17 protein-coding genes are annotated in these 18934 nt (G+C 71.3%); 8 read left to right on the forward strand and 9 right to left on the reverse strand.

What is annotated here, in order from left to right:
* Window positions 1-3: 3 nt before the first annotated feature.
* Entirely contained in the window at window positions 4-1389 is a 1386-nt protein-coding gene (aroA, locus tag BIU95_RS06000; protein ID WP_071250925.1) for a 3-phosphoshikimate 1-carboxyvinyltransferase, read from the reverse strand.
* Window positions 1390-1524: 135 nt separating this feature from the next.
* Between aroA and BIU95_RS06005 the strand changes: the two genes are divergently transcribed.
* On the forward strand, window positions 1525-2322 hold the full coding sequence (locus BIU95_RS06005; RefSeq protein ID WP_056069154.1) for a sigma-70 family RNA polymerase sigma factor: 798 nt from the start codon (window positions 1525-1527) through the stop codon (window positions 2320-2322).
* Window positions 2319-2561 (forward strand): zf-HC2 domain-containing protein, encoded by a 243-nt coding sequence (locus BIU95_RS06010; RefSeq protein WP_017888199.1) that lies wholly within the window; start codon window positions 2319-2321, stop codon window positions 2559-2561. The genes BIU95_RS06005 and BIU95_RS06010 overlap by 4 nt, the downstream gene beginning before the upstream one ends.
* A gap of 81 nt (window positions 2562-2642) precedes the next feature.
* Here the strand turns inward: BIU95_RS06010 and BIU95_RS06015 are convergent, their stop codons facing one another.
* Both BIU95_RS06015 and BIU95_RS06020 read right to left on the reverse strand, forming a co-directional pair.
* The gene (locus BIU95_RS06015) at window positions 2643-4094 is read right to left on the reverse strand and encodes a LamG-like jellyroll fold domain-containing protein (protein ID WP_071250927.1); all 1452 of its coding nucleotides are present in this window, start codon (window positions 4092-4094) and stop codon (window positions 2643-2645) included.
* Between the two features lie 50 nt (window positions 4095-4144).
* The gene (locus tag BIU95_RS06020) at window positions 4145-4726 is read right to left on the reverse strand and encodes a hypothetical protein (protein ID WP_071250929.1); all 582 of its coding nucleotides are present in this window, start codon (window positions 4724-4726) and stop codon (window positions 4145-4147) included.
* A 115-nt stretch (window positions 4727-4841) separates the two neighbouring features.
* Here BIU95_RS06020 and BIU95_RS06025 point away from each other — a divergent pair, with 115 nt between their 5' ends.
* The gene (locus BIU95_RS06025; protein WP_042539621.1) at window positions 4842-5282 is read left to right on the forward strand and encodes a GNAT family N-acetyltransferase; all 441 of its coding nucleotides are present in this window, start codon (window positions 4842-4844) and stop codon (window positions 5280-5282) included.
* Window positions 5283-5361: 79 nt separating this feature from the next.
* On the opposite strand, the gene BIU95_RS06030 is transcribed toward BIU95_RS06025, so the two are convergent.
* Window positions 5362-9108 (reverse strand): multifunctional oxoglutarate decarboxylase/oxoglutarate dehydrogenase thiamine pyrophosphate-binding subunit/dihydrolipoyllysine-residue succinyltransferase subunit, encoded by a 3747-nt coding sequence (locus BIU95_RS06030; RefSeq protein WP_175470728.1) that lies wholly within the window; start codon window positions 9106-9108, stop codon window positions 5362-5364.
* A 177-nt stretch (window positions 9109-9285) separates the two neighbouring features.
* Here BIU95_RS06030 and BIU95_RS06035 point away from each other — a divergent pair, with 177 nt between their 5' ends.
* Window positions 9286-10725: a GuaB1 family IMP dehydrogenase-related protein gene (locus BIU95_RS06035; RefSeq protein WP_071250931.1), complete on the forward strand. Its 1440-nt coding sequence runs from the start codon at window positions 9286-9288 to the stop codon at window positions 10723-10725.
* A gap of 97 nt (window positions 10726-10822) precedes the next feature.
* On the opposite strand, the gene BIU95_RS06040 is transcribed toward BIU95_RS06035, so the two are convergent.
* From BIU95_RS06040 to BIU95_RS06055, 4 genes are all read right to left on the reverse strand, one after another.
* Complete coding sequence (locus BIU95_RS06040) at window positions 10823-11860, reverse strand: hemolysin family protein (RefSeq protein ID WP_017888193.1); 1038 nt, start codon at window positions 11858-11860, stop codon at window positions 10823-10825.
* A 55-nt stretch (window positions 11861-11915) separates the two neighbouring features.
* A complete protein-coding gene (locus BIU95_RS06045) occupies window positions 11916-13316 on the reverse strand; it encodes a hemolysin family protein (RefSeq protein WP_017888192.1) in 1401 nt (466 codons plus the stop codon).
* Window positions 13317-13474: 158 nt separating this feature from the next.
* Window positions 13475-14557 carry an NADH:flavin oxidoreductase/NADH oxidase gene (locus tag BIU95_RS06050; RefSeq protein ID WP_071250933.1) on the reverse strand — a complete coding sequence of 361 codons (1083 nt, stop codon included), beginning with the start codon at window positions 14555-14557 and terminating at the stop codon, window positions 13475-13477.
* Window positions 14558-14566: 9 nt separating this feature from the next.
* Window positions 14567-15199, reverse strand: coding sequence for an HAD family phosphatase (locus tag BIU95_RS06055; RefSeq protein ID WP_056068896.1), 633 nt, complete (start codon window positions 15197-15199; stop codon window positions 14567-14569).
* A gap of 24 nt (window positions 15200-15223) precedes the next feature.
* On the opposite strand from BIU95_RS06055, the gene BIU95_RS06060 reads away from it, so the two are divergent.
* Entirely contained in the window at window positions 15224-16084 is an 861-nt protein-coding gene (locus tag BIU95_RS06060) for an ADP/ATP-dependent (S)-NAD(P)H-hydrate dehydratase (protein ID WP_071250939.1), read from the forward strand.
* 118 nt (window positions 16085-16202) lie between these two features.
* Here the strand turns inward: BIU95_RS06060 and BIU95_RS06065 are convergent, their stop codons facing one another.
* Entirely contained in the window at window positions 16203-16913 is a 711-nt protein-coding gene (locus BIU95_RS06065; RefSeq protein ID WP_017888188.1) for a YceI family protein, read from the reverse strand.
* A gap of 83 nt (window positions 16914-16996) precedes the next feature.
* Between BIU95_RS06065 and BIU95_RS06070 the strand changes: the two genes are divergently transcribed.
* The 3 genes from BIU95_RS06070 to BIU95_RS06080 all read left to right on the forward strand — a co-directional run bounded on the left by BIU95_RS06070 (window position 16997) and on the right by BIU95_RS06080 (window position 18919).
* Window positions 16997-18310 (forward strand): glycosyltransferase 87 family protein, encoded by a 1314-nt coding sequence (locus BIU95_RS06070; RefSeq protein WP_017888187.1) that lies wholly within the window; start codon window positions 16997-16999, stop codon window positions 18308-18310.
* The gene (locus BIU95_RS06075; RefSeq protein WP_017888186.1) at window positions 18307-18615 is read left to right on the forward strand and encodes a thiamine-binding protein; all 309 of its coding nucleotides are present in this window, start codon (window positions 18307-18309) and stop codon (window positions 18613-18615) included. The genes BIU95_RS06070 and BIU95_RS06075 overlap by 4 nt, the downstream gene beginning before the upstream one ends.
* 118 nt (window positions 18616-18733) lie before the next feature.
* Window positions 18734-18919, forward strand: a complete 186-nt coding sequence (locus BIU95_RS06080) for a hypothetical protein (RefSeq protein ID WP_017888185.1) — start codon at window positions 18734-18736, stop codon at window positions 18917-18919.
* The last annotated feature ends 15 nt before the right edge of the window (window positions 18920-18934 follow it).

The raw sequence follows: 18934 nt of genomic DNA on the forward strand, positions 1-18934 counted from the left end.
GCGTCAGTCCCCACTCGCCGGTGCAGCGGACACCGAGGACGCCACGAGCGCGGCCCACAGCTCCGGGAACTGCGGCAGCGTCTTCGCGGTCGACCCGATGTCGTCGACGGCGACGCCGTCGACGACGAGGCCCACGATCGCCCCCGCGGTCGCCATCCGGTGGTCGTCGTACGCGCCCCAGGCGCTGCCGTGGAGCGGCGCCGGCTCGATCCGCAGGCCGTCGTCGAGTTCGTGCACCGCGCCTCCAGACCGGTTGAGGTCCGCCGCCAGCGCGGCCAGGCGGTCCGTCTCGTGCCCCCGCAGGTGGCCGATCCCGGTGATCTCGCTCGGGCCGTCCGCCAGCGCGGCCAGCGCGACGAGCGCCGGTGCGAGTTCGCCGCCGCGGCTCAGGTCGAGTTCGAGACCCGGCAAGGAGGCCCCACCCCGGATCCCGACGCCGCCGTCGACGACCAGGTCGTCACCGTCACGGGCCACGCTCGCCCCCCACAGGGGCAGGAGCGTCTCGAGGTCGGCACCGACCTGGGTCGTCTCGGTGGGCCAGGTGCGGATGCGGACCGTGCCGCCGGCGACGAGCGCGGCGACCGCGAACGGCGCGGCGTTCGACAGGTCGGGCTCGATCGTGACGTCACGCGCGCCGATCGGACCGGGGTGCACGACCCACTCGCCGACCGACGGCTCGTCGACCCGGACGCCGCGGGCACGGAGCGCCGCGACGGTCATCTCGATGTGCGGCATGCTCGGCAGGCGTTCGCCGACGTGGGTGAGGTGCAGGCCCTCGTCGAAGCGGGGCGCCGACAGCAGCAGGCCGGAGACGAACTGCGAGGACGCCGACGCGTCGATCGTCAGGGCACCACCGCGGACCGAGCCGGTGCCGGTGAACGAGAACGGCATCGAGCCGCCGCCGTCGTCCGTGACGTCGACACCGAGGTCCACGAGTCCCTGCACGATCGCGTGCATCGGCCGCTTGCGGGCGTAGGGGTCGCCGTCGACCGTGACGGGCCCGACGGCCAGGGCGGCGAGCGGTGGCAGGAAGCGCATCACGGTGCCGGCCAGCCCGCAGTCCAGGCGGACGTCGCCGTGCATCGGGGCGGGCGTGATCCGGAGGTCCGGACCGTAGGGGTTCGGGGCGGTGCCGGCCGCCGGCTCGAGCTCCTCGATGCCGACGCCGAGCGCACGGAGGCCCGCGATCATCAGCGCCGAGTCGCGGGAGTGCAGCGGGAGCCGGATCGTCGAGGGGCCGTCCGCGAGGGCCGCGAGCACGAGCTCCCGGTTCGTCAGCGACTTCGACCCGGGCAGCGCGACGTCACCGCGCAGCGGACCCCCTGCGACCGGGGCGATCCAGGGGTCGGCGGGCTGGGCCCCGCTGTGGGAATGCGTCGTGTCTGCCATCGGTTCACCAGGGTACTGAACGCACCGGGAGGATCAGTGGCGACAGCAACACTCGCACGAGAGCGGACCAGCACGGCGACCGTGCTGACCGCGGTGCCGACGACGCTCGGCACGCTCGGCCTAGACTTGGCGGCGATGACGACCGACGAACCGCAGGCAGCTCCGCACCACCCGGTCGACGAGACCGAGGTGCAGCTCGACGCCGTCGAAGACGAGCAGACCGCCCTCGACGACGCAGCCGACGAGCCCGTGGACGCGAAGACCGTCTCCGAGGCGGAGCTGCGGTCCCTGTTCGAGGACCAGGCCCTGCCCTTCATGGACCAGCTCTACGGCGCGGCCATGCGGATGACCCGCAACCCGGCCGACGCGTCGGACCTGGTGCAGGAGACCTTCGTCAAGGCGTTCGCCGCGTTCCGCCAGTTCAAGCAGGGCACGAACCTGAAGGCCTGGCTGTACCGGATCCTCACGAACACGTTCATCAACACGTACCGCAAGAACCAGCGGAACCCGTACCAGGGCACCATCGACGAGCTCGAGGACTGGCAGCTCGGCGGCGCCGAGAGCGTCACCCAGTCGATCTCCGCCCGGTCCGCCGAGGCCGACGCGATCGACCACCTGCCGTCCTCCGCCGTGAAGGACGCCCTGCAGGCCATCCCCGAGGACTTCCGGATGGCCGTCTACTTCGCCGATGTCGAAGGCTTCTCGTACCAGGAGATCGCCGACATCATGAAGACCCCCGTGGGGACGGTCATGAGCCGCCTCCACCGTGGTCGCCGGCTCCTCCGTGGGCTCCTGGCAGACCACGCCCGCGAGACCGGCATCGTCCCGGACGCAGCGTCGACGGCGACGATGCGCGGACGAGGCCGGGGCGCGGCGTCGACGACGAAGGCAACCGCGGCCACGGGTCGCACCGGACGGAAGGACGCACGATGAGCGGCTGCGACTGCTCGAAGGCGAAGGCCGAACTCGAGGAGTTCCTGCACGACGAGCTCCGCCACGAGGACGCTGCGGACATCCGCGAGCACATGGACGGGTGCGAGGACTGCCAGACCGAGCACCGCGTCGGCGTCGTGCTCATGGAGACCGTCCGCCGTGCGTGCAAGGAGACCGCTCCGGACCAGCTGCGCAGCGAGATCCTCGAGCGCATCCGGCAGGAACAGTCGACGCACTGACGTCACGGGCCGGGCGCACGCCCGGCTCGGGTGGCGCCCGGACCGGTCAGGCATCGGCGTTCGCCTCGGCCCGGTCCGGCGTCAGCGGCCGGCCTGGAACGCACGGGTGATCGCCGCTGCGTCGAGGACGCGCTCGTGCACCCGGACCGTGTCCACGTCGCCGGTGTAGACGTAGTCACCGGCGTTCGGCCAACCGGCCAGCGTCTGGCGTCCGGCGCGCCAGTGTCCGGCGTACTGCCGCAGGGTGACGGCGTCGGAACGACTGCCCTGCAGCTGGCCGTCGACCCAGAGCGCCATCGATCGTGACTGGAACGTCGCGACCGCGTGGTGCCATTCGCCGTCGGTGACCGTCGCCGTCGATCCCAGCGTGAACTTGAACTGCGACCCTGATCCCTCGACGCCGAACCGCAGGACTCCGTCGGCACCGATGTACAGGTGCCGGTCGCGGTACTGGGACGCCGCAGAGCGGTCCGAGCCGAAGCCGAACACGCGCCCGCCGTCGGTGTCCTGGGTGCAGAACCAGACCTCGATCGTGAAGGCGTTCGGAGCGTCGACCGCGGTGTCGGTGACCGCCCACCCTTCGGCCCCGTCCTCGGTCCAGAACGTCGCGTACGGGTTCGTGGCGCAGTCGGCGTCGACCCGGGCAGCGGCGGGCGTGAAGGTGCCGTCGGCCCCGGACCCGCTCGAGTCCACGACCCGGGGGCCGCTCTTCTCGGCGAAGTCCCACGCGAGTGCCGCGCCGGGTGCGGGCTGGTGGAAGCACCCGAACCCGCCGGTGCCGAGTGCCGAGGCGGTGCCGGTCGAACCGCTGAACCCGGCTCCGGCCCCGAACCCGGTTCCCGCTCCTGCTGCGGCGAGCAGGGTGAGGACGATGGCAGCCGCCGTGAACGCCGCGACCGGCACGGTGGACGACGACACGGCGGTGATGGTGACGGTGCCGGGCTCCGCGACGACCGGCGAGTGGACGTCCCGGCGCGGCGCGCCGCAGGTCCGGCAGGGGTGACCGGCGGTGATGTCCCGGTCGGCCCGCCCGGCGACGACGAGCACGGCGGCGACGACACCGGTCAGCAACAGGGAGGTCCAGTCGCCCCCGCGGATCCAGACACCGGGCAGCCCGACCCACGGGAAGCGCAGGACGCCGACACCGAGGACGGCGTCCGGGGCGACGGCAGTCCGGTCGGCCGTCGGGTTGGCGTCCCCTCGCAGGCGCAGGGCCCCGTCCTGTTCGACGCGCTCGAGCCGGTGCAGCCGGAGTCGGTCCCGGTGGTCCGGGTCCTCGACGAGCAGCACCCGTCCGGCCTCGAGGTCGTCCGGGTCGACGGGCATCGCGGCGACGACGTCCCCGGTCCGGATGCCGGGCGCCATCGAGTCGGAGACGACGGTCGTCACGTGCCACCCGAGGGCCGCGGGGAGCGACGCCCACAGCGCGAGCAGCAGGGCCGACCAGAGGACCGTGCGTGCTGTGACCGCGAGGAGCAGCCGGGGCACGTCGCCGGCGCAGCGGACGTGACGGCGGGTGGTGGCGTTCGGCATCGGCTGCTCCTCGGGTCGGGCGGGTCGGGCGGGTCGGGTTCGGGACGGGGTCAGTCGGTCTGCGCTTCCCACACGAACGTGGTGCCCGCCTCGGACGACTGCACGGTGTTCGGTGCGCCCGCAGCCAGGTCGTAGCTGAAGCGGTAGGTCGTGCTCGCCGTGCCCGTCGCGGGCTGCCACGCGTCGACACCGGTGCCGAAGGACTCGGACTCCATCAGGCCGGCGAGCGTCCCGTCGTGCACGGTCGTCGCCGTGGTGAAGGTGCTGCAGTCTCCGGGGGTGCCGAGGCTGCCGCGCTCGACGGTCAGTCCGACGTGCTCGGCGAGTGCGTCGTCGTCGGCCTGGTCGGTGGTGAAGAGCTTCACGGTCGAGGCGTTGGTGGTGTTCGCCGTGACGGTGATGCAGTTCGAGCCGCTGGACCCGGGCACCAGGTCGTCGGCGTCGAACATCGCGACGCCCTGGTCGTCGTCGGTGAGCGAGACGGCGCCGGTGCGCCAGCTGTTCGCGGCGTTGTCGGTGCTGCTCGAGAAGGCGGCGTACGAGGCCGTGGCGATGAGGGCACCGCTGGCGACGACGGCGAGCGGGAACGCGATCCAGGCTGCGGTGCGGCCGTGGCGGGAGGTGATGTGCATGGCTGTCCTGTCGGTCGGGATCACCCGGCGGGTGATATGACAGCAGAGTATATGAATATCAGTTGTTATGGAAGCCCGTCGCAACACGACCGGCGGCCCGGGTAGGTTGGCCGACATGACCCTCACCGTCGAGTCGACCACCGCCTGGTCTGACACGGACGTCGCCGACGTCGCCGCCCTCGTCCGCCTGCTCGGTCACGACGTCGACGACGCGTCGATGCGCGCCCGCCTCGAACGGCTCACGCCCGAGGCCGGGCACCGCACCTGGGTCGTCCGGGGGGACGACGGCCGTGTGGCCGCCGTGGCCGGGGCCCAGGTCACGTGGGCGTACGCCAGCGACGAACCGACGGCGCAGCTGCTGCTGCTGGTCGTCGACGACACAGCCCGGAGGCTCGGCACCGGTTCCGCACTCATCGACACGTTCGAAGCGTGGGCCGTCGAGCAGGGCGCGCGTCGCCTCAGCGCGGTCAGTGCGGCAGCGACGGACAACGCGCACCGGTTCTACCAGAAGCGCGGGTACCACGACGCCGGAGTCCGGTACACCAAGTTCGCCTAGGGGCGTCGCACTCCTCGGGAACAGCGAAGCGCCCCGTGCGGGAGTCCATCGGGCTCCCACACGGGGCGCTTCCTCGTGGTTACGCCGACGTGCTCAGTGCCGTGTCGATGACGTCCGCGGCCTCTTGTGCGGAGCGCTTCGACGACCCGGTGGCCGGTGCTGCACTCGCCGAGCGGGCCGCGACGGACAACGGTCGGCCGCCCAGGTGCGGCGACAGGTTCATGCAGACGAACGGCCAGGCGCCCTGGTTCTCCGGCTCCTCCTGTGCCCACACGACGTCGGCGTCCGGGTAGCCGGCCAGCACCTCGAGGATGCGGTCGAGGGGGAGCGGCGCGAGCTGCTCGAGGCGGACGAGCGCGACGTCGGTGATCCCGCGCTTGTCGACCTCGGCGCGCAGGTCGTGGTGCACCTTGCCGGAGTGCAGCACGACCCGGCGGACGGCACCCTTGTCGGTGATCCGGTGGTCGTCCAGCACGGGCTCGAACGTGCCCGTCGTGAAGTCCTCGACCGCGCTCGTCGCCTGACGGAGCCGGAGCATCGCCTTCGGCGAGAACACGATGAGCGGCTTCTGCGGACGGGCCCAGGCCTGTCGGCGGAGCAGGTGGAAGTACGACGCCGGGGTCGACGGTCGTGCGACGATCATGTTGTCCTCGGCGCACAGCTGCAGGTATCGCTCGATGCGCGCAGACGAGTGGTCCGGCCCCTGGCCCTCGTACCCGTGCGGCAGCAGCAGGACGAGGCCGGAGCGCTGTCCCCACTTCTGCTCGGCGGACGAGATGAACTCGTCGATGACGATCTGGGCGCCGTTCGCGAAGTCACCGAACTGCGCTTCCCAGAGCACGAGGGACTCGGGGCGTTCCACCGAGTAGCCGTACTCGAAGGCCATCGCCGCGTACTCGCTCAGCAGCGAGTCGTACACGTAGAACCGGGCCTGGTCCTCGGTGAGGTTCGACAGCGGCAGCCACTCCTGGCCGTTCACCCGGTCGTGGAAGACCGACTGGCGCTGGACGAAGGTGCCACGGCGGGCGTCCTGTCCGGCGAGGCGGACCGGCTTGCCCTCGACCAGGATCGACCCGATCGCCATGAGCTCGGCCATCGCCCAGTCGATGCCGCCGTTGCGCGTCATCTCGGTGCGCTTGGTCAGCAGCTGCTGCAGCTTCGGGTGGATGGAGAACCCGGCGGGCGGGTTGCTGTGTGCGTCGCCGATCGCCCGGACGAGTTCGTCGGACACGGCGGTCTCGTGCACCTCGACCTCGGAGTCGTCGCGCTGCGCTGCCGGGCGTTCGAGGCCCTGCACCGCACCGTCGTCGTCGACCTCGATCACCGGGATGGTGCCGGTCTGCGCCTCGTGCGTCTCGGCGAAGGCCCGTTCCAGGCGGTCCTGGAAGTCGCGGTGCGCTTCGTCGTACTCCTCTTGCGTGATGTCACCACGGCCGACGAGGGCCTCGGTGTACAGCGTGCGGACGGAGCGCTTCGCCTCGATGAGGTTGTACATCAGCGGCTGTGTCATCGAGGGGTCGTCGCCCTCGTTGTGGCCGCGACGGCGGTAGCAGATCAGGTCGATCACGACGTCGCGGTGGAACTCCTCGCGGTACGCGAAGGCGAGCTCGGCGACACGGGCGACGGCCTCGGGGTCGTCACCGTTCACGTGGAAGATCGGCGCCTGGATCGTCTTCGCGACGTCGGTGGAGTACACCGAGCTGCGCGCGGACTCGGGCGGGGTGGTGAACCCGACCTGGTTGTTGATGACGAGGTGGACCGTGCCACCGGTGCGGTAGCCGCGGAGCTGCGACATCTGCAGTGTCTCGACGACCACGCCCTGGCCCGCCATCGCCGCGTCGCCGTGCACGAGCACGGGGAGCACGCCGAAGCTGCCGGGGGCCTCGCGGTCCTGCTTGGCGCGGACGATGCCCTCGAGCACGCCGTCGACGGCCTCGAGGTGGGACGGGTTCGCGGCGATCGTCACCGGGATGCTCGAGCCGTCGGACGTGCGGAACACGCCCTCGGTGCCGACGTGGTACTTCACGTCGCCGGAGCCCTGACCGGACACCGTGCCCGGCAGCGACGAGCCCTCGAACTCACGGAAGATCTGTCCGTAGGTCTTGCCGGCGATGTTCGTCAGCACGTTCAGGCGGCCACGGTGGGCCATGCCGATCGCGACCTCGGCCAGTCCGGCTCCGGCGGCGTGCTGGATCAGGGTGTCGAGGAAGGCGATGGTGGACTCGCCGCCCTCGAGCGAGAAGCGCTTCTGGCCGACGTACTTGGTCTGCAGGAAGGTCTCGAACGCCTCGGCCTCGTTGAGCTTGCCGAGGACGCGGAGCTGCTCTTCCTTCGACGGCTTCGAGTACGGCACCTCGATGCGCTCCTGCACCCAGCGACGCTGTTCCGGGTCCTGGATGTGCATGTACTCGATGCCGACCGTGCGGCAGTACGCGTCGCGCAGGATCCCGAGGACGTCGCGGAGCGGTGCCGAGGTGGTGCCGGCGAGCCCGCCGGTGACGAACTCGCGGTCGAGGTCCCAGAAGGTGAGCCCGTGGCTCTCGATCTCGAGGTCGGGGTGGGTGCGCTGGCGGTACTCGAGCGGGTCGATGTCGGCCATCAGGTGCCCACGGACGCGGAAGCTGTTGATGAGCTCCTGCACGCGCGCGGTCTTGTTCACCCGGTGCGCCAGGTCGACGTTGATGTCGTTCGCCCACTGGATCGGCTTGTACGGGATCCGGAGCGCGGCGAAGATGCCGTCGTAGAAGCCGTGCTCACCGATCAGGCGCTCGTGCACGTGCTTGAGGTACTCGCCCGAACCGGCGCCCTGGATGACACGGTGGTCGTAGGTGCTCGTCAGGGTGATGGTCTTGCCGATGCCGAGCTCGACCAGGGTCTTCGACGCCGATCCCTGGAACTGCGCCGGGTACTCCAGGGCACCGGCGCCGATGATCGAACCCTGCCCCTTCGTCAGACGGGGGACCGAGTGCACGGTGCCGATGCCGCCCGGGTTGGTGAGCGAGATCGTCGTGCCCTGGAAGTCCGCCGGGGTGAGCTTGTTGTCACGGGCGCGCTTGACGAGGTCCTCGTAGGCGGAGAGGAACTGGCCGAACGTCAGGGACTCGGCCCGCTTGATGCTCGGCACCAGGAGCGAGCGGGTGCCGTCCTTCTTGGGGACGTCGATCGCGATGCCGAGGTTCACGTGTGCCGGGGCGACGACGAACGGCTTGCCGTCGCGCTCTTCGTAGAAGACGTTCTGGCTCGGGAAGTCCTTGAGCGCCTGCACCATCGCCCACCCGATCAGGTGCGTGAAGGAGATCTTGCCGCCGCGGGCCCGCCGCAGGTGGTTGTTGATGACGATGCGGTTGTCGATCATCAGCTTCGCCGGGATGGTGCGGACGCTCGTGGCGGTCGGGACCGTCAGCGAGGCGTCCATGTTCGACGCCAGGGTCTTCGCCATGCCCCGGAGCGGGGTCGCCACGTCCTCGTGGGTCTCCTCGTGGTCGTCCGCGGCGTCGTTCGCCTCGGCCGGGATCGGCTGCGGTGCCGGCTGGCGCGAGGTGGTCTTCGCCTGGATCGGACCGGACTTGGCCTCGCCCGGAGCGTCACCGGTGGCGGGCTGCTGCGTCGACGACTGCTGCTGGGCCGGTGCCGGCTGCGCCGGGGACTGGGCCGGGGCCGCAGCGCCACCGACCTGCGTGCGGTGGTAGCTCTCGAGGACCGGCCACCAGGACTTGTCGACCGACTCCTTGTCCGCGACGAACTGCTCGTAGAGCTCGTCGACGAGCCACTCGTTCGCCCCGAATTCGCCCGCGGTCTCGTCCGTTCCGGTCAGATGGCTCGACACAGCCGATCGCCCACTCTCCGTCGATAGATGCTCGTGTGTGTCGTGCGGAGCAACCCTGCGCCGCACAGGTGCCAAGCCTAGCCGCTCCGACATGTCCGTTCCGTGTCAGCCGCGGCGCGAGTCGGTGGCCCGTGGGCACCCGGTCGGGGCCGTGACCGGAGCCGTACAGTGGAGCGCATGAGGTTCTACGAGACGCGGCCGACGCACGACCTGACCTACTCCGACGTCTTCCTCGTCCCGAGCCGTTCCGGTGTGACGAGCCGCTTCGACGTCGACCTGGCGGCGAACGACGGCAGCGGCGCCACGATCCCGATCGTCAGCGCCAACATGAACTCGGTCACGGGCCCCCGGCTCGCCGCCACCCTCGCCCGGCGCGGTGGCCTCGGCGTGCTGCCGCAGGACATGCACCTGCAGGACCTCGACGCCGCGATCCGCTGGGTGAAGGACCAGCCGGTCGACTTCGACACCGCCTACGACGTGGGGGCGCAGACCACCGTCGCCGAGGCCCTGGAGCAGCTCCTGCCCGTCGCCGGCCGTGGCGTGGTCGTCCGCGACGCCGACGGCGAGTACCTCGGCTGCGTGCCCGCCACCCGCCTCGGCACCGCCGGCCCCGACGCCGTCCTCGGCGACCTGCTGCACGGAGCCTCGACCGCCATCGACGCCGAGGACGCCGGGACACCCCGCCACGTCCACCAGGTGCTCTCCGCCGCCGAGGTCGACTTCGCGCCGGTGATGCGGCACGGTCGGGTCGTCGGCACCACGAGCCAGACGAGCGCGATCCGCTCCGACATCTACACGCCCGCCGTCGACGCCTCCGGGCGGCTCCGGGTCGCCGCCGCGCTCGGCATCAACGGCGACGTCGCGGCCAAGGCGAAGGCGCTGGCCGCCGCGGGCGTGGACGTCCTGGTCCTCGACACCGCGCACGGACACCAGGACGGCATGCTCCGTGCCCTCCGCACGGTCTCGTCCCTGCAGCTCGGCATCCCGCTCGTCGCCGGCAACGTCGTCACCGCCGACGCCGTCGCGCACCTGGTCGGTGCCGGGGCGGACATCATCAAGGTCGGTGTCGGGCCGGGCGCCATGTGCACGACCCGCATGATGACCGCAGTCGGCCGCCCGCAGTTCTCCGCCGTGCTCGAGACGGCCGCAGCTGCGCGCTCGCTCGGGGCGCACGTCTGGGCCGACGGCGGGGTGCGCTACCCGCGCGACGTCGCCCTCGCGCTGGCAGCCGGGGCGTCCGCGGTCATGATCGGCTCGTGGTTCGCCGGCACGCTCGAAGCGCCCGGTGTCCTGCGCCGCGACACTGCGGGCAAGGCGTACAAGGAGAGCTGGGGCATGGCCTCGGCCAAGGCCGTCCGCGAGCGCTTCGAGCGGCTCGACCCGTACGAGCGGGCCCGCAAGGAACTCTTCGCCGAGGGGATCTCCTCGTCGACGATCTACCTCGACCCGGAGCGCCCGAGCATCGAGGACCTGCTCGACATGATCACCACCGGCGTCCGCAGCTCCGCGACCTACGCGGGCGCATCGTCGCTCGCCGAGTTCTCCGAGCGCGCGCTGGTCGGCATCCAGTCCGCCGCCGGGTACGAAGAGGGCAAGCCCCTGCCCGTCAGCTGGTAGCGCGGACGGGGCGCGCGTCGCCCTGGTCGCGACCACGAACGGACGGGAGGCGCGGTGCCAGCTGGCACCGCGCCTCCCGTCCGTCCTGCCGGAGCGTCTACCGGCGTCGGGTCGCGTCCTCGACCTCGCCGACGAGTTCCTCGAGGATGTCCTCGAGGAACAGCACACCGAGTGTGCGGCCGTCCGCGTCGAACGCACGCGCCACGTGGCGGCCGGCGGCCCGCATGGTCGCGAGCGCGTCCTCGAGGTCCATCTCGGTGTACAGCGAGATGAGCTGGCGGATGCGCTTCGGCGGCACCGGGTCGTCGAACTCGTCCGGTCGCAGGTCGATGACGTCCTTCACGTGCACGTAGCCCGTGGGGGAGCCGTCCTCGCCGACGAGCACGTAGCGGGAGAACCCACGCTGTGCCACGGCGTGCTCGACGTCGCCGGGGGTGGCGTCGTCGGGCAGTGTGACGAGCTCGGCCATCGGCACGGCCACGTCACGGACCTTCTTCTCGGTGAACTCGAACGCCAGGGCGAGCTTGCCGTCGTCGGTCAGGGTGCCCTCGCGGCGGGACTGCTCCACGATGGTCTGCACCTCTTCCACCGTGAACGCGCTCACCGCTTCGTCCTTCGGCTCGACGCGGAACAGTCGCAGCACGGCGTTCGCCACCTCGTTCAGGCCGACGATGACCCAGTGCAGGCCGTGGCCGATGTACCAGAGCGTCGGCACGAGCAGCAGCGCGGCGCGGTCCGGCATCGAGAACGAGATGTTCTTCGGCACCATCTCGCCGAACACGACGTGCAGGAACGACACGAGCAGCAGCGTGAACACGAAGGCCACCGTGCCGATCACCTCGGCGCTCCAGCCGGTCAGGTGCAGCGGGACCTCGAGCAGGTGGTGGATCGCCGGCTCGGAGACGTTCAGGATGAGCAGCGAGCAGACCGTGATGCCGAGCTGCGTCGTCGCGAGCATGCGGGTGGCGTGCTCCATCGCCCACAGCGTCATCTGCGCAGCCTTCGAGCCCTCTTCGGCGCGGGGCTCGATCTGCGAGCGGCGTGCCGAGATGACCGCGAACTCCGCCGCGACGAAGTACGCGTTGCCCAGCAGCAGGACGACGAGCCAGAAGATGCCCCACCAGTCGGAACTCATCGCAGTCCCTCCTTGCAGCCAGAAGATCCCGCTGCGCCCATCATCGAGTCGGAGCTCATCGGGTGCTGCCCTTCGTCGTGGTGGCCGCGGCCTTCATGGTGGTCGGGGTGCTCTTGGTGGACGGGATGATGATCGCGGTGGCCGCCGTGTCGGTCGGCTCGCGCGTCGGGGTCCAGCGGATGCGGTCGATCCGGCGGCCGTCCAGACGCTCGACGCGGAACACGCCGCCGTCCAGCGGGACCTCGTCGCCGACGACGGGCAGACGGCCCAACGTCGACATGACGAACCCACCGACGGTCTCGTACGGGCCGTCCTCGGGCACCTTCACACCGGCGCGGTCCTCGAGCTCGTCGGGACGCAGCAGACCGGGGAAGGTCAGCCAGTCTCGGGAGCGGACCACGTCGATGCGTGCGCGGTCGTGCTCGTCGGAGACCTCGCCGACGATCTCCTCGATCAGGTCCTCCAGCGTGACGACCCCGGCGGTGCCGCCGTACTCGTCGACGACGATGACCATCTGGTAGCCGCGGCCGCGGACCTCGGCGAGCAGGGTGTCGCCCGGCATCGTCTCCGGCACGCGCTCGGCGTCGGTCATGAGCGCCCCGACGGGGACCTCCGGACGCTTCTCGCGCGGCACGGCGACGGCCTGCTTGACGTGCACGATGCCGACGACGTCGTCCGCGTCCTCCTCGATGACGGGGAAGCGGCTGAAGCCGGTCTTGCGCGCGAGGGCGATGACGTCCTCGGCGGACTCGGACACCCGGATCGTGGAGAGCCGGGGGCGCGGGGTCATCACGTCACTGGCGCTCAGCTCGGAGAACGAGATGGTGCGCTCGAGGAGCGTCGCGGTGTCCTGCTCGAGCGAGCCCTCGGACGCCGACCGGCGCAGCAGCGAGGTGAGCTCCTCGGCACTGCGGGCGCCGGAGAGCTCTTCCTGCGGCTCGATGCCCATCGAGCGCAGTACGGCGTTCGCGGTGCCGTTCAGCAGCGCGACCGCCGGCTTGAAGACCGTCGTGAACGCGATCTGCAGCGGGACCACGAGCCGTGCGGTCTGCAGCGGCAGCGCCAGCGCGAAGTTCTTCGGCACGAGCTCGCCGAGGATCATCGACAGCAGGGTCGCGATGACGAGCGCCACGATCGAGCCGACGGTCTCGACGATGCCCTCCGGCAGGTTCATCGCCAGGAACGGTGCCTCGAGCAGCTTCGCGATCGAGGGTTCGAGCAGGTAGCCGGTCAGCAGCGTGGTCAGCGTGATGCCGAGCTGCGCGCTGGACAGGTGGGTCGAGGTGACCTTCAGCGCGCCGATGACCGGTGCGAGGCCGGCCTCTCCGCGGTCACGCCGTGCTTCGACGTCGGCGCGGTCGAGGTTCACCAGCGCGAACTCGGACGCGACGAAGACACCCGTGCCGAGGGTCAGCAGGATGCCGCCGATCAGCATGACGATGTCGATCGGACTCATGATTCACCCCCGTTCGCGCACAGGGATGACGTGCAGCTCACCGAGTGAGCGGCGGATGAGTGAGGCGAAGAACTATTCGGGGGATCGTCCACAGTGCTGCCAATCGTACCGCCTGCGCGGGCTCGGAGCCGTGGAACCGTACAGATCCGGTCCGCCGTCTACGCCGTGATCCGCGCGCGGTGGTACTGCTGCGGCTCGTAGTCGACCGCCACGCGGAGTTCCAGCGCGGCGCGGAGCGCGAACGACGGGTCGCGGAGCATCTCGCGCCCGATCATCACCACGTCGGCCAGGCCGGTCGCGACGATCTGCTCGGCCTGGAACGCCTCGGAGATCATCCCCACCGCGATGGTCGGGATGCCGGCGTCGCGCTTGATCGCTGCGGCGTGCGGTACCTGGTAGCCGGGGCCGACCGGGATCGGCGCGCTCGCGACGTTGCCGCCGGTCGACACGTCGGCCAGGTCGGCACCGTGCTCGGCGGCCCAGCGGGCGACGACCGTGGTCTCGTCGAGCGTGAGCCCGCCGTCGACCCAGTCGGTGGCCGAGAAGCGGACGACGATCGGGAAGCCCTCGCCGACCTCGGCACGCACGGCGTCGACGACCTCGAGCAGCGCGCGGGCACGGTTCTCGAGCGAGCCGCCGTACTGGTCGGTGCGCTGGTTGCTCAGCGGCGACAGGAACTGGTGCAGCAGGTACCCGTGGGCGGCGTGGATCTCGACCAGGTCGAACCCGGCCTCCACCGCGCGGCGGGCGGACTGGGCGAAGGCGAGTGCGACGACGCGGATGTCCTCGACCGCGAGCTCGCGGGGCACGTCGTAGCCGTCGAACGCCACGGCCGACGGGGCGACGGTGGTCCAGCCGCCCTGGTCGGCGGGGACGGTGCCGCGCGTGGCGTCCCAGGGGCGGTACGTCGAGGCCTTGCGGCCGGCGTGCGCCAGCTGGATGCCCGCTGCGGCGCCCTGCTCGTGCAGGAAGTCGACGATCGGCTTGTAGGCGTCGCGCTGCTGGTCGTTCCACAGCCCCAGGTCCTGCGGGGTGATCCGTCCCTCGGGCACGACGCCCGTCGCCTCGACCACGACCGCGCCGGCACCGCCCTTCGCGAACCCGCCCAGGTGCACGAGGTGCCACGGGGTCGGCACGCCGTCCTGCTGGTCCACCGAGTACTGGCACATCGGGGAGACCCAGATGCGGTTGCGGACGGTCAGGTCACGGACGGTGATCGGGTCGAACAGGGCGTGCGTCACGCGGGCTCCTCAGAGGACGGGTGCCGGTGCCTCGGCCAGTTCCGTCAGGAACGACCGCAGCGACGCCGGCGACGTGTAGTGGTGGCCGACCGCCCCGATCGCTTCCGCACCGGTGGCGTTCTCGGCCCTGTTGTCCACGAACACCATCTGACCCGGGTCGATTCCCAAGCGCGCACAGGTGTCGCGGTAGATGGATGCCGCCGGCTTCAGGACGTGCTCCTCGGCGCTCACCACGACGGTCTCGAACAGCGAGCCCATCGGGGACCGTCGGTACGGGTCGCCGAAGTCGAAGCCCGCGTTGGAGAGCAGCGCCACGCGGGTGCCGGCGTCGTGCAGCTCCTCGACGATGTCGAGGGTCTCCGGCTCGACCTCGAACCACCCGGTGAAGTCGATCGCCCAGAACCGGTGGATCTCGGAGATGCTCCAGTTCCGTCCGGTCCGTTCCGCGATGGCACGCCAGTACGCCACGACGGACAGGTCGCCGCGGTCCAGGTCGTGCCGGAGCTCCTGGTACACCGGGAACAGTTCCTCCGCCGGGACACCGGTGGCGGCCACCAGGGCGTCCCGCGAGGCGTGCGGCGTCCGGCTGATCACCTCGCCGTAGTCGAAGACCACCACGCGACCAGGCAGGAACAGGCTCATGGCCTCCACCGTAACGTGGGGCCGGTGAACGACTTCGTGCCCGTCCGACCGTCCGATGCCGTCGCGTGGGTCACCGCGCCGACGGGGGAGTCCACCAAGTACCGGCGCGGGGTGCTCGGCATCGCGACCGGGTCCGACCAGTACCCCGGCGCCGCCGTGCTCGGGGTCGACGCCGCCGTGCACACCGGCGTCGGCATGGTCCGGTACGTCGGACCTGCACGCGCCACCGACCACGTGCTCACCCGCCGCCCCGAGGTCGTGTCCGGTGGGGGACGCGTGCAGGCCTGGCTCGTCGGCTCCGGCATCTCGGCGTCGTCGCTCGGCGACCTGGACGAGGCGACGGCGTCGGGCTTCTCGCACGCCTCTGACGACGGCGTCCCGGTCGTCGTCGACGCCGGGGCGATCCCGCTCGTCGACCTCGGGCCGCTCGCCGTGCTCACACCGCACGCCGGTGAGCTCGCTTCGTTCCTGGGGGCGGATCGCGCCGACATCGAGCAGGACCCGGCCGCCGCGGCGCTCCGTGCGGCCGAGCGGTCCGGCAGCGTCGTGCTGCTCAAGGGGGAGCGGACCCACGTGGTCACCCCGGACGGGTCGGTGCGGCTCGTGGCGTCCTCGGCGACGCCGTGGCTCGCCGCTGCCGGCGCCGGGGACGTGCTCGGCGGGGTCCTCGGGGCACTCGTCGCCGCGCGGCAGGGCGCCGTCGAGGCTGCCGGTTCGTCGCTCACGCCGTCGGACCTCGCGCACCTGGCCGCGTCGGCCGCGGTGGTGCACGGGCTCGCGGCGCGACGGGCGTCCGGCGGCGGGCCGTTCCCGATGACGACGCTCATCGCCGAGCTGCCCGGGGTCGTCCGGGACCTCGTCGTGGACGGGGATGCGCGCGGGTAGCGGTCGGTGCGCGTGCACCTTCCGACGATCCACGAGGTGATCGACGCGTGTTCTGTCGACGGATGCGAACGCAGTGGGTTCGGCGGTCACGTCACGGGCGTGACGCGCGTCGCGGACGTCAGGTCGCGGGGGTGGCGTGCACCAGGAACTCGACGGAACCGGCGTCGTCGACCTTGACGAACCCCAGGCTCGGCGCCTGCACGCCGTAGTCCGAGAAGGTGATCGGGACCGAGCCGGAGATGTCGACGCCGTCGCCGTTCAGGCCGACCTGCAGCTTCGCGGTGACGTCCTTCGTGACGCCGTGCAGCGTGAGCTTCCCCGGAGCCGTCACGGTCGTCGTGTCGGAGCCCCTCGGCACCGCGTCCGCGATCGGTGCGGTGAGCTCGAACGTGGCCTCGGGGAAAGCCGCGGTGTCCATGGCGGAGTCGCGGAAGTACGAGTCGCGCTGGTCCGAGTCGGTGGTGATGTCGCCGACCTGCACCGTGATCTTCGCGGCGGTGATGCTCGTGCCGTCGACGGTCGCGGTGCCCGAGACGCTGTCGGTGCGGCCGGTGACGGTGACGTCGGAGCCGTTCAGGACCTCGTGGACGCGGTACCCGGCCTCGGAGTCGCCGCCGACCGTCCACTCGCCGGACAGGTCGGTGTCGTCGAGGGTGGAGGCCTGGCGCGTCGCCGCGACCGACGGGGCGGCCGAGGCCTTCGCGTTCTCGTTGCTCGTGTAGACGTTCGTGAAGACCACCGCGCCGACGACGCCGAGGACGACGACGGCGGCGATGACGGAGATCCAGATGACGGCCTTGCGGCGCTTGCGCGGGGTGTCGGAGGTCACGAGCTGAACGGTGACACGTCATGCTCGGGAGACCCTGAGTCCGTGGCGGGGATCGTCTCCGGTCCTGCCGCTACGCTCGTCCGGTGCAGAGGACCTCGACCCGGTGGCTCGAACTCGCCGGCTTCGTCCTGGCGTTCGTCGCCGTGCACGGCTTCCTGTGGTGGCTGACCCTCGTGTCGGCGAACCTGCCGCTCGGTGACGTGACCATCACCTACAGCCGCTGGATCGAGACCGGGCGGAGCGCGGACTTCTGGGTGGGCATCGACGGCGCGTGGGTGTACCCGATCCTGGCGATCGTGCCGATGGCCGCAGCGGCCCTCGGGGGCGTCGAGTCGATCGGCACCGGCTGGCTGCTGCTGATGGTGCTGCTCGACGCCGCGGCGTGCGCGTTCCTGTGGCGGTTCCGGGCGCGCGTGGGGTCGTCGGACCGCTTCGGCGTGCACGGCGTGCGGGTCGCCTGGTGGTGGCTGCTGTTCCTGCTCGTGCTCGGGCCGATCGCACTGGGCCGGATCGACACCGTCGCGACGGCGTTCGCGCTGGTGGGGGTGGCGTTCGTGGCCTCGAGGCCGGCCGTCGCTTCCGCGCTGTTCACCGCCGGTGCGTGGACGAAGGTGTGGCCGGCGGCACTCGTCGCGGTGCTGCTGCTCGTGCGTCGTGGACATCGCCGTGGCGTGCTCGCCGGTGCGCTGGTGCTGAGTGCGCTGATCGTGCTCGTCGACGTGCTGTGGGGTGGTGCGCCGTTCCTGCTGTCGTTCATCGGCGAGCAGACCGGTCGCGCGCTGCAGATCGAGTCGCCGCTCGCGACGCCGTTCATGTGGGCCGCAGCCTCCGGCGTTCCGGGGGCAGCGGTGTTCTACAACCAGGAGATCCTGACCTTCGAGGTGTCCGGTGCCGGCACGTCCGCCGCCGCCGCGGTGTCGACGCCGTTGATGGCCGTCGTCGTGGTGGCCGGGGTCGTGCTCGCGCTCTGGGCCGCCCGCCGCGGTGCCCGTCGGGCCGAGCTCGCGCCGGTGCTCGCGCTCCTGTTCGTGGCCGCGCTCATCGCGACGAACAAGGTGGGGTCGCCGCAGTACATCGGCTGGTTCGCGGTGCCGATCGTGTGGGGGCTCGCCGCAGGCACCCCCAGTGCGCGCCGGTTCGTGCCGATCGCGGTGACCGCCCTGCCGATGGCGCTGCTCACGCAGGTGATCTACCCGGGCTACTACGACCAGTTGCTCGGCGTGCAGCCGTGGATCCTCGTGGTGCTCACGGTGCGGAACGTACTCGAGGTCGCGATCCTGGTGTGGAGCGTGGTCGTGCTGGTGCGGATGGGGCGGGCTGCGGGGCCCGGACGGGTGCCGGCGCGCTCGTCGCCGTCCGTGCGCGACCAGCCCGAGCCGGGCAGGATGGACGCATGATCGTCGCCTTTTCCGTCGCTCCGTCCGGTGGTCCCGCTGCAACGTCCGACGGATCCGTGCACGATGCCGTCGCGGCCGCTGTCCGCGTGGTGCGCGAGAGCGGGCTGCCGAACCGCACCTCGTCGATGTTCACCGAGATCGAGGGGGAGTGGGACGAGGTCATGGACGTCGTTAAGCGCGCCACTGAGGCCGTCGGTGCGTACGGCACGCGGGTGTCGCTCGTGCTCAAGGCCGACATCCGCCCCGGGCACACCGGCGAGATCGACGGCAAGCTCGAACGGCTCGAGGCCGCGCTCGGCGAGTAGCCCGCGGCGCCGTCGCCCGACACGCCGGACCGGTCCCTCGGATGTCGGTGGCCGGGTGTCTCATGGTCGGGATCGAGCCACTTCCGGTGGCCTCCGAGACGACGATGAGGAGCGCGTGATGATGCACGACGGCTGGTGCCCCGACTGCGACCTGCGAACGGTCGTCATCGACACGGACGAACAGGGCGAGAACGCCTGGGCGAGCTGCGCGGAGTGCGGCACCGGATGGGTGCACCGTGACGAGCTGCCCGAGCTGCAGGGTGCGTCGAGCGGTGTCGCCGGGCAGGGTCGCCGCGCAGCCTGACCGCCACGGGTCGGG

This window comes from Curtobacterium sp. MCBA15_007, assembly GCF_001864905.1.
Classification (GTDB): Bacteria; Actinomycetota; Actinomycetes; order Actinomycetales; family Microbacteriaceae; genus Curtobacterium; species Curtobacterium poinsettiae.

Excerpts from the sequence above, each read along its gene's own strand:
- aroA (WP_071250925.1), bottom strand. The coding sequence starts at position 1,389 with ATGGCAGACACGACGCATTCCCACAGCGGGGCCCAGCCCGCCGACCCC.
- BIU95_RS06005 (WP_056069154.1), top strand. The coding sequence starts at position 1,525 with ATGACGACCGACGAACCGCAGGCAGCTCCGCACCACCCGGTCGACGAG.
- BIU95_RS06010 (WP_017888199.1), top strand. The coding sequence starts at position 2,319 with ATGAGCGGCTGCGACTGCTCGAAGGCGAAGGCCGAACTCGAGGAGTTC.
- BIU95_RS06015 (WP_071250927.1), bottom strand. The coding sequence starts at position 4,094 with ATGCCGAACGCCACCACCCGCCGTCACGTCCGCTGCGCCGGCGACGTG.
- BIU95_RS06020 (WP_071250929.1), bottom strand. The coding sequence starts at position 4,726 with ATGCACATCACCTCCCGCCACGGCCGCACCGCAGCCTGGATCGCGTTC.
- BIU95_RS06025 (WP_042539621.1), top strand. The coding sequence starts at position 4,842 with ATGACCCTCACCGTCGAGTCGACCACCGCCTGGTCTGACACGGACGTC.
- BIU95_RS06035 (WP_071250931.1), top strand. The coding sequence starts at position 9,286 with ATGAGGTTCTACGAGACGCGGCCGACGCACGACCTGACCTACTCCGAC.
- BIU95_RS06040 (WP_017888193.1), bottom strand. The coding sequence starts at position 11,860 with ATGAGTTCCGACTGGTGGGGCATCTTCTGGCTCGTCGTCCTGCTGCTG.
- BIU95_RS06045 (WP_017888192.1), bottom strand. The coding sequence starts at position 13,316 with ATGAGTCCGATCGACATCGTCATGCTGATCGGCGGCATCCTGCTGACC.
- BIU95_RS06055 (WP_056068896.1), bottom strand. The coding sequence starts at position 15,199 with ATGAGCCTGTTCCTGCCTGGTCGCGTGGTGGTCTTCGACTACGGCGAG.
- BIU95_RS06075 (WP_017888186.1), top strand. The coding sequence starts at position 18,307 with ATGATCGTCGCCTTTTCCGTCGCTCCGTCCGGTGGTCCCGCTGCAACG.
- BIU95_RS06080 (WP_017888185.1), top strand. The coding sequence starts at position 18,734 with ATGATGCACGACGGCTGGTGCCCCGACTGCGACCTGCGAACGGTCGTC.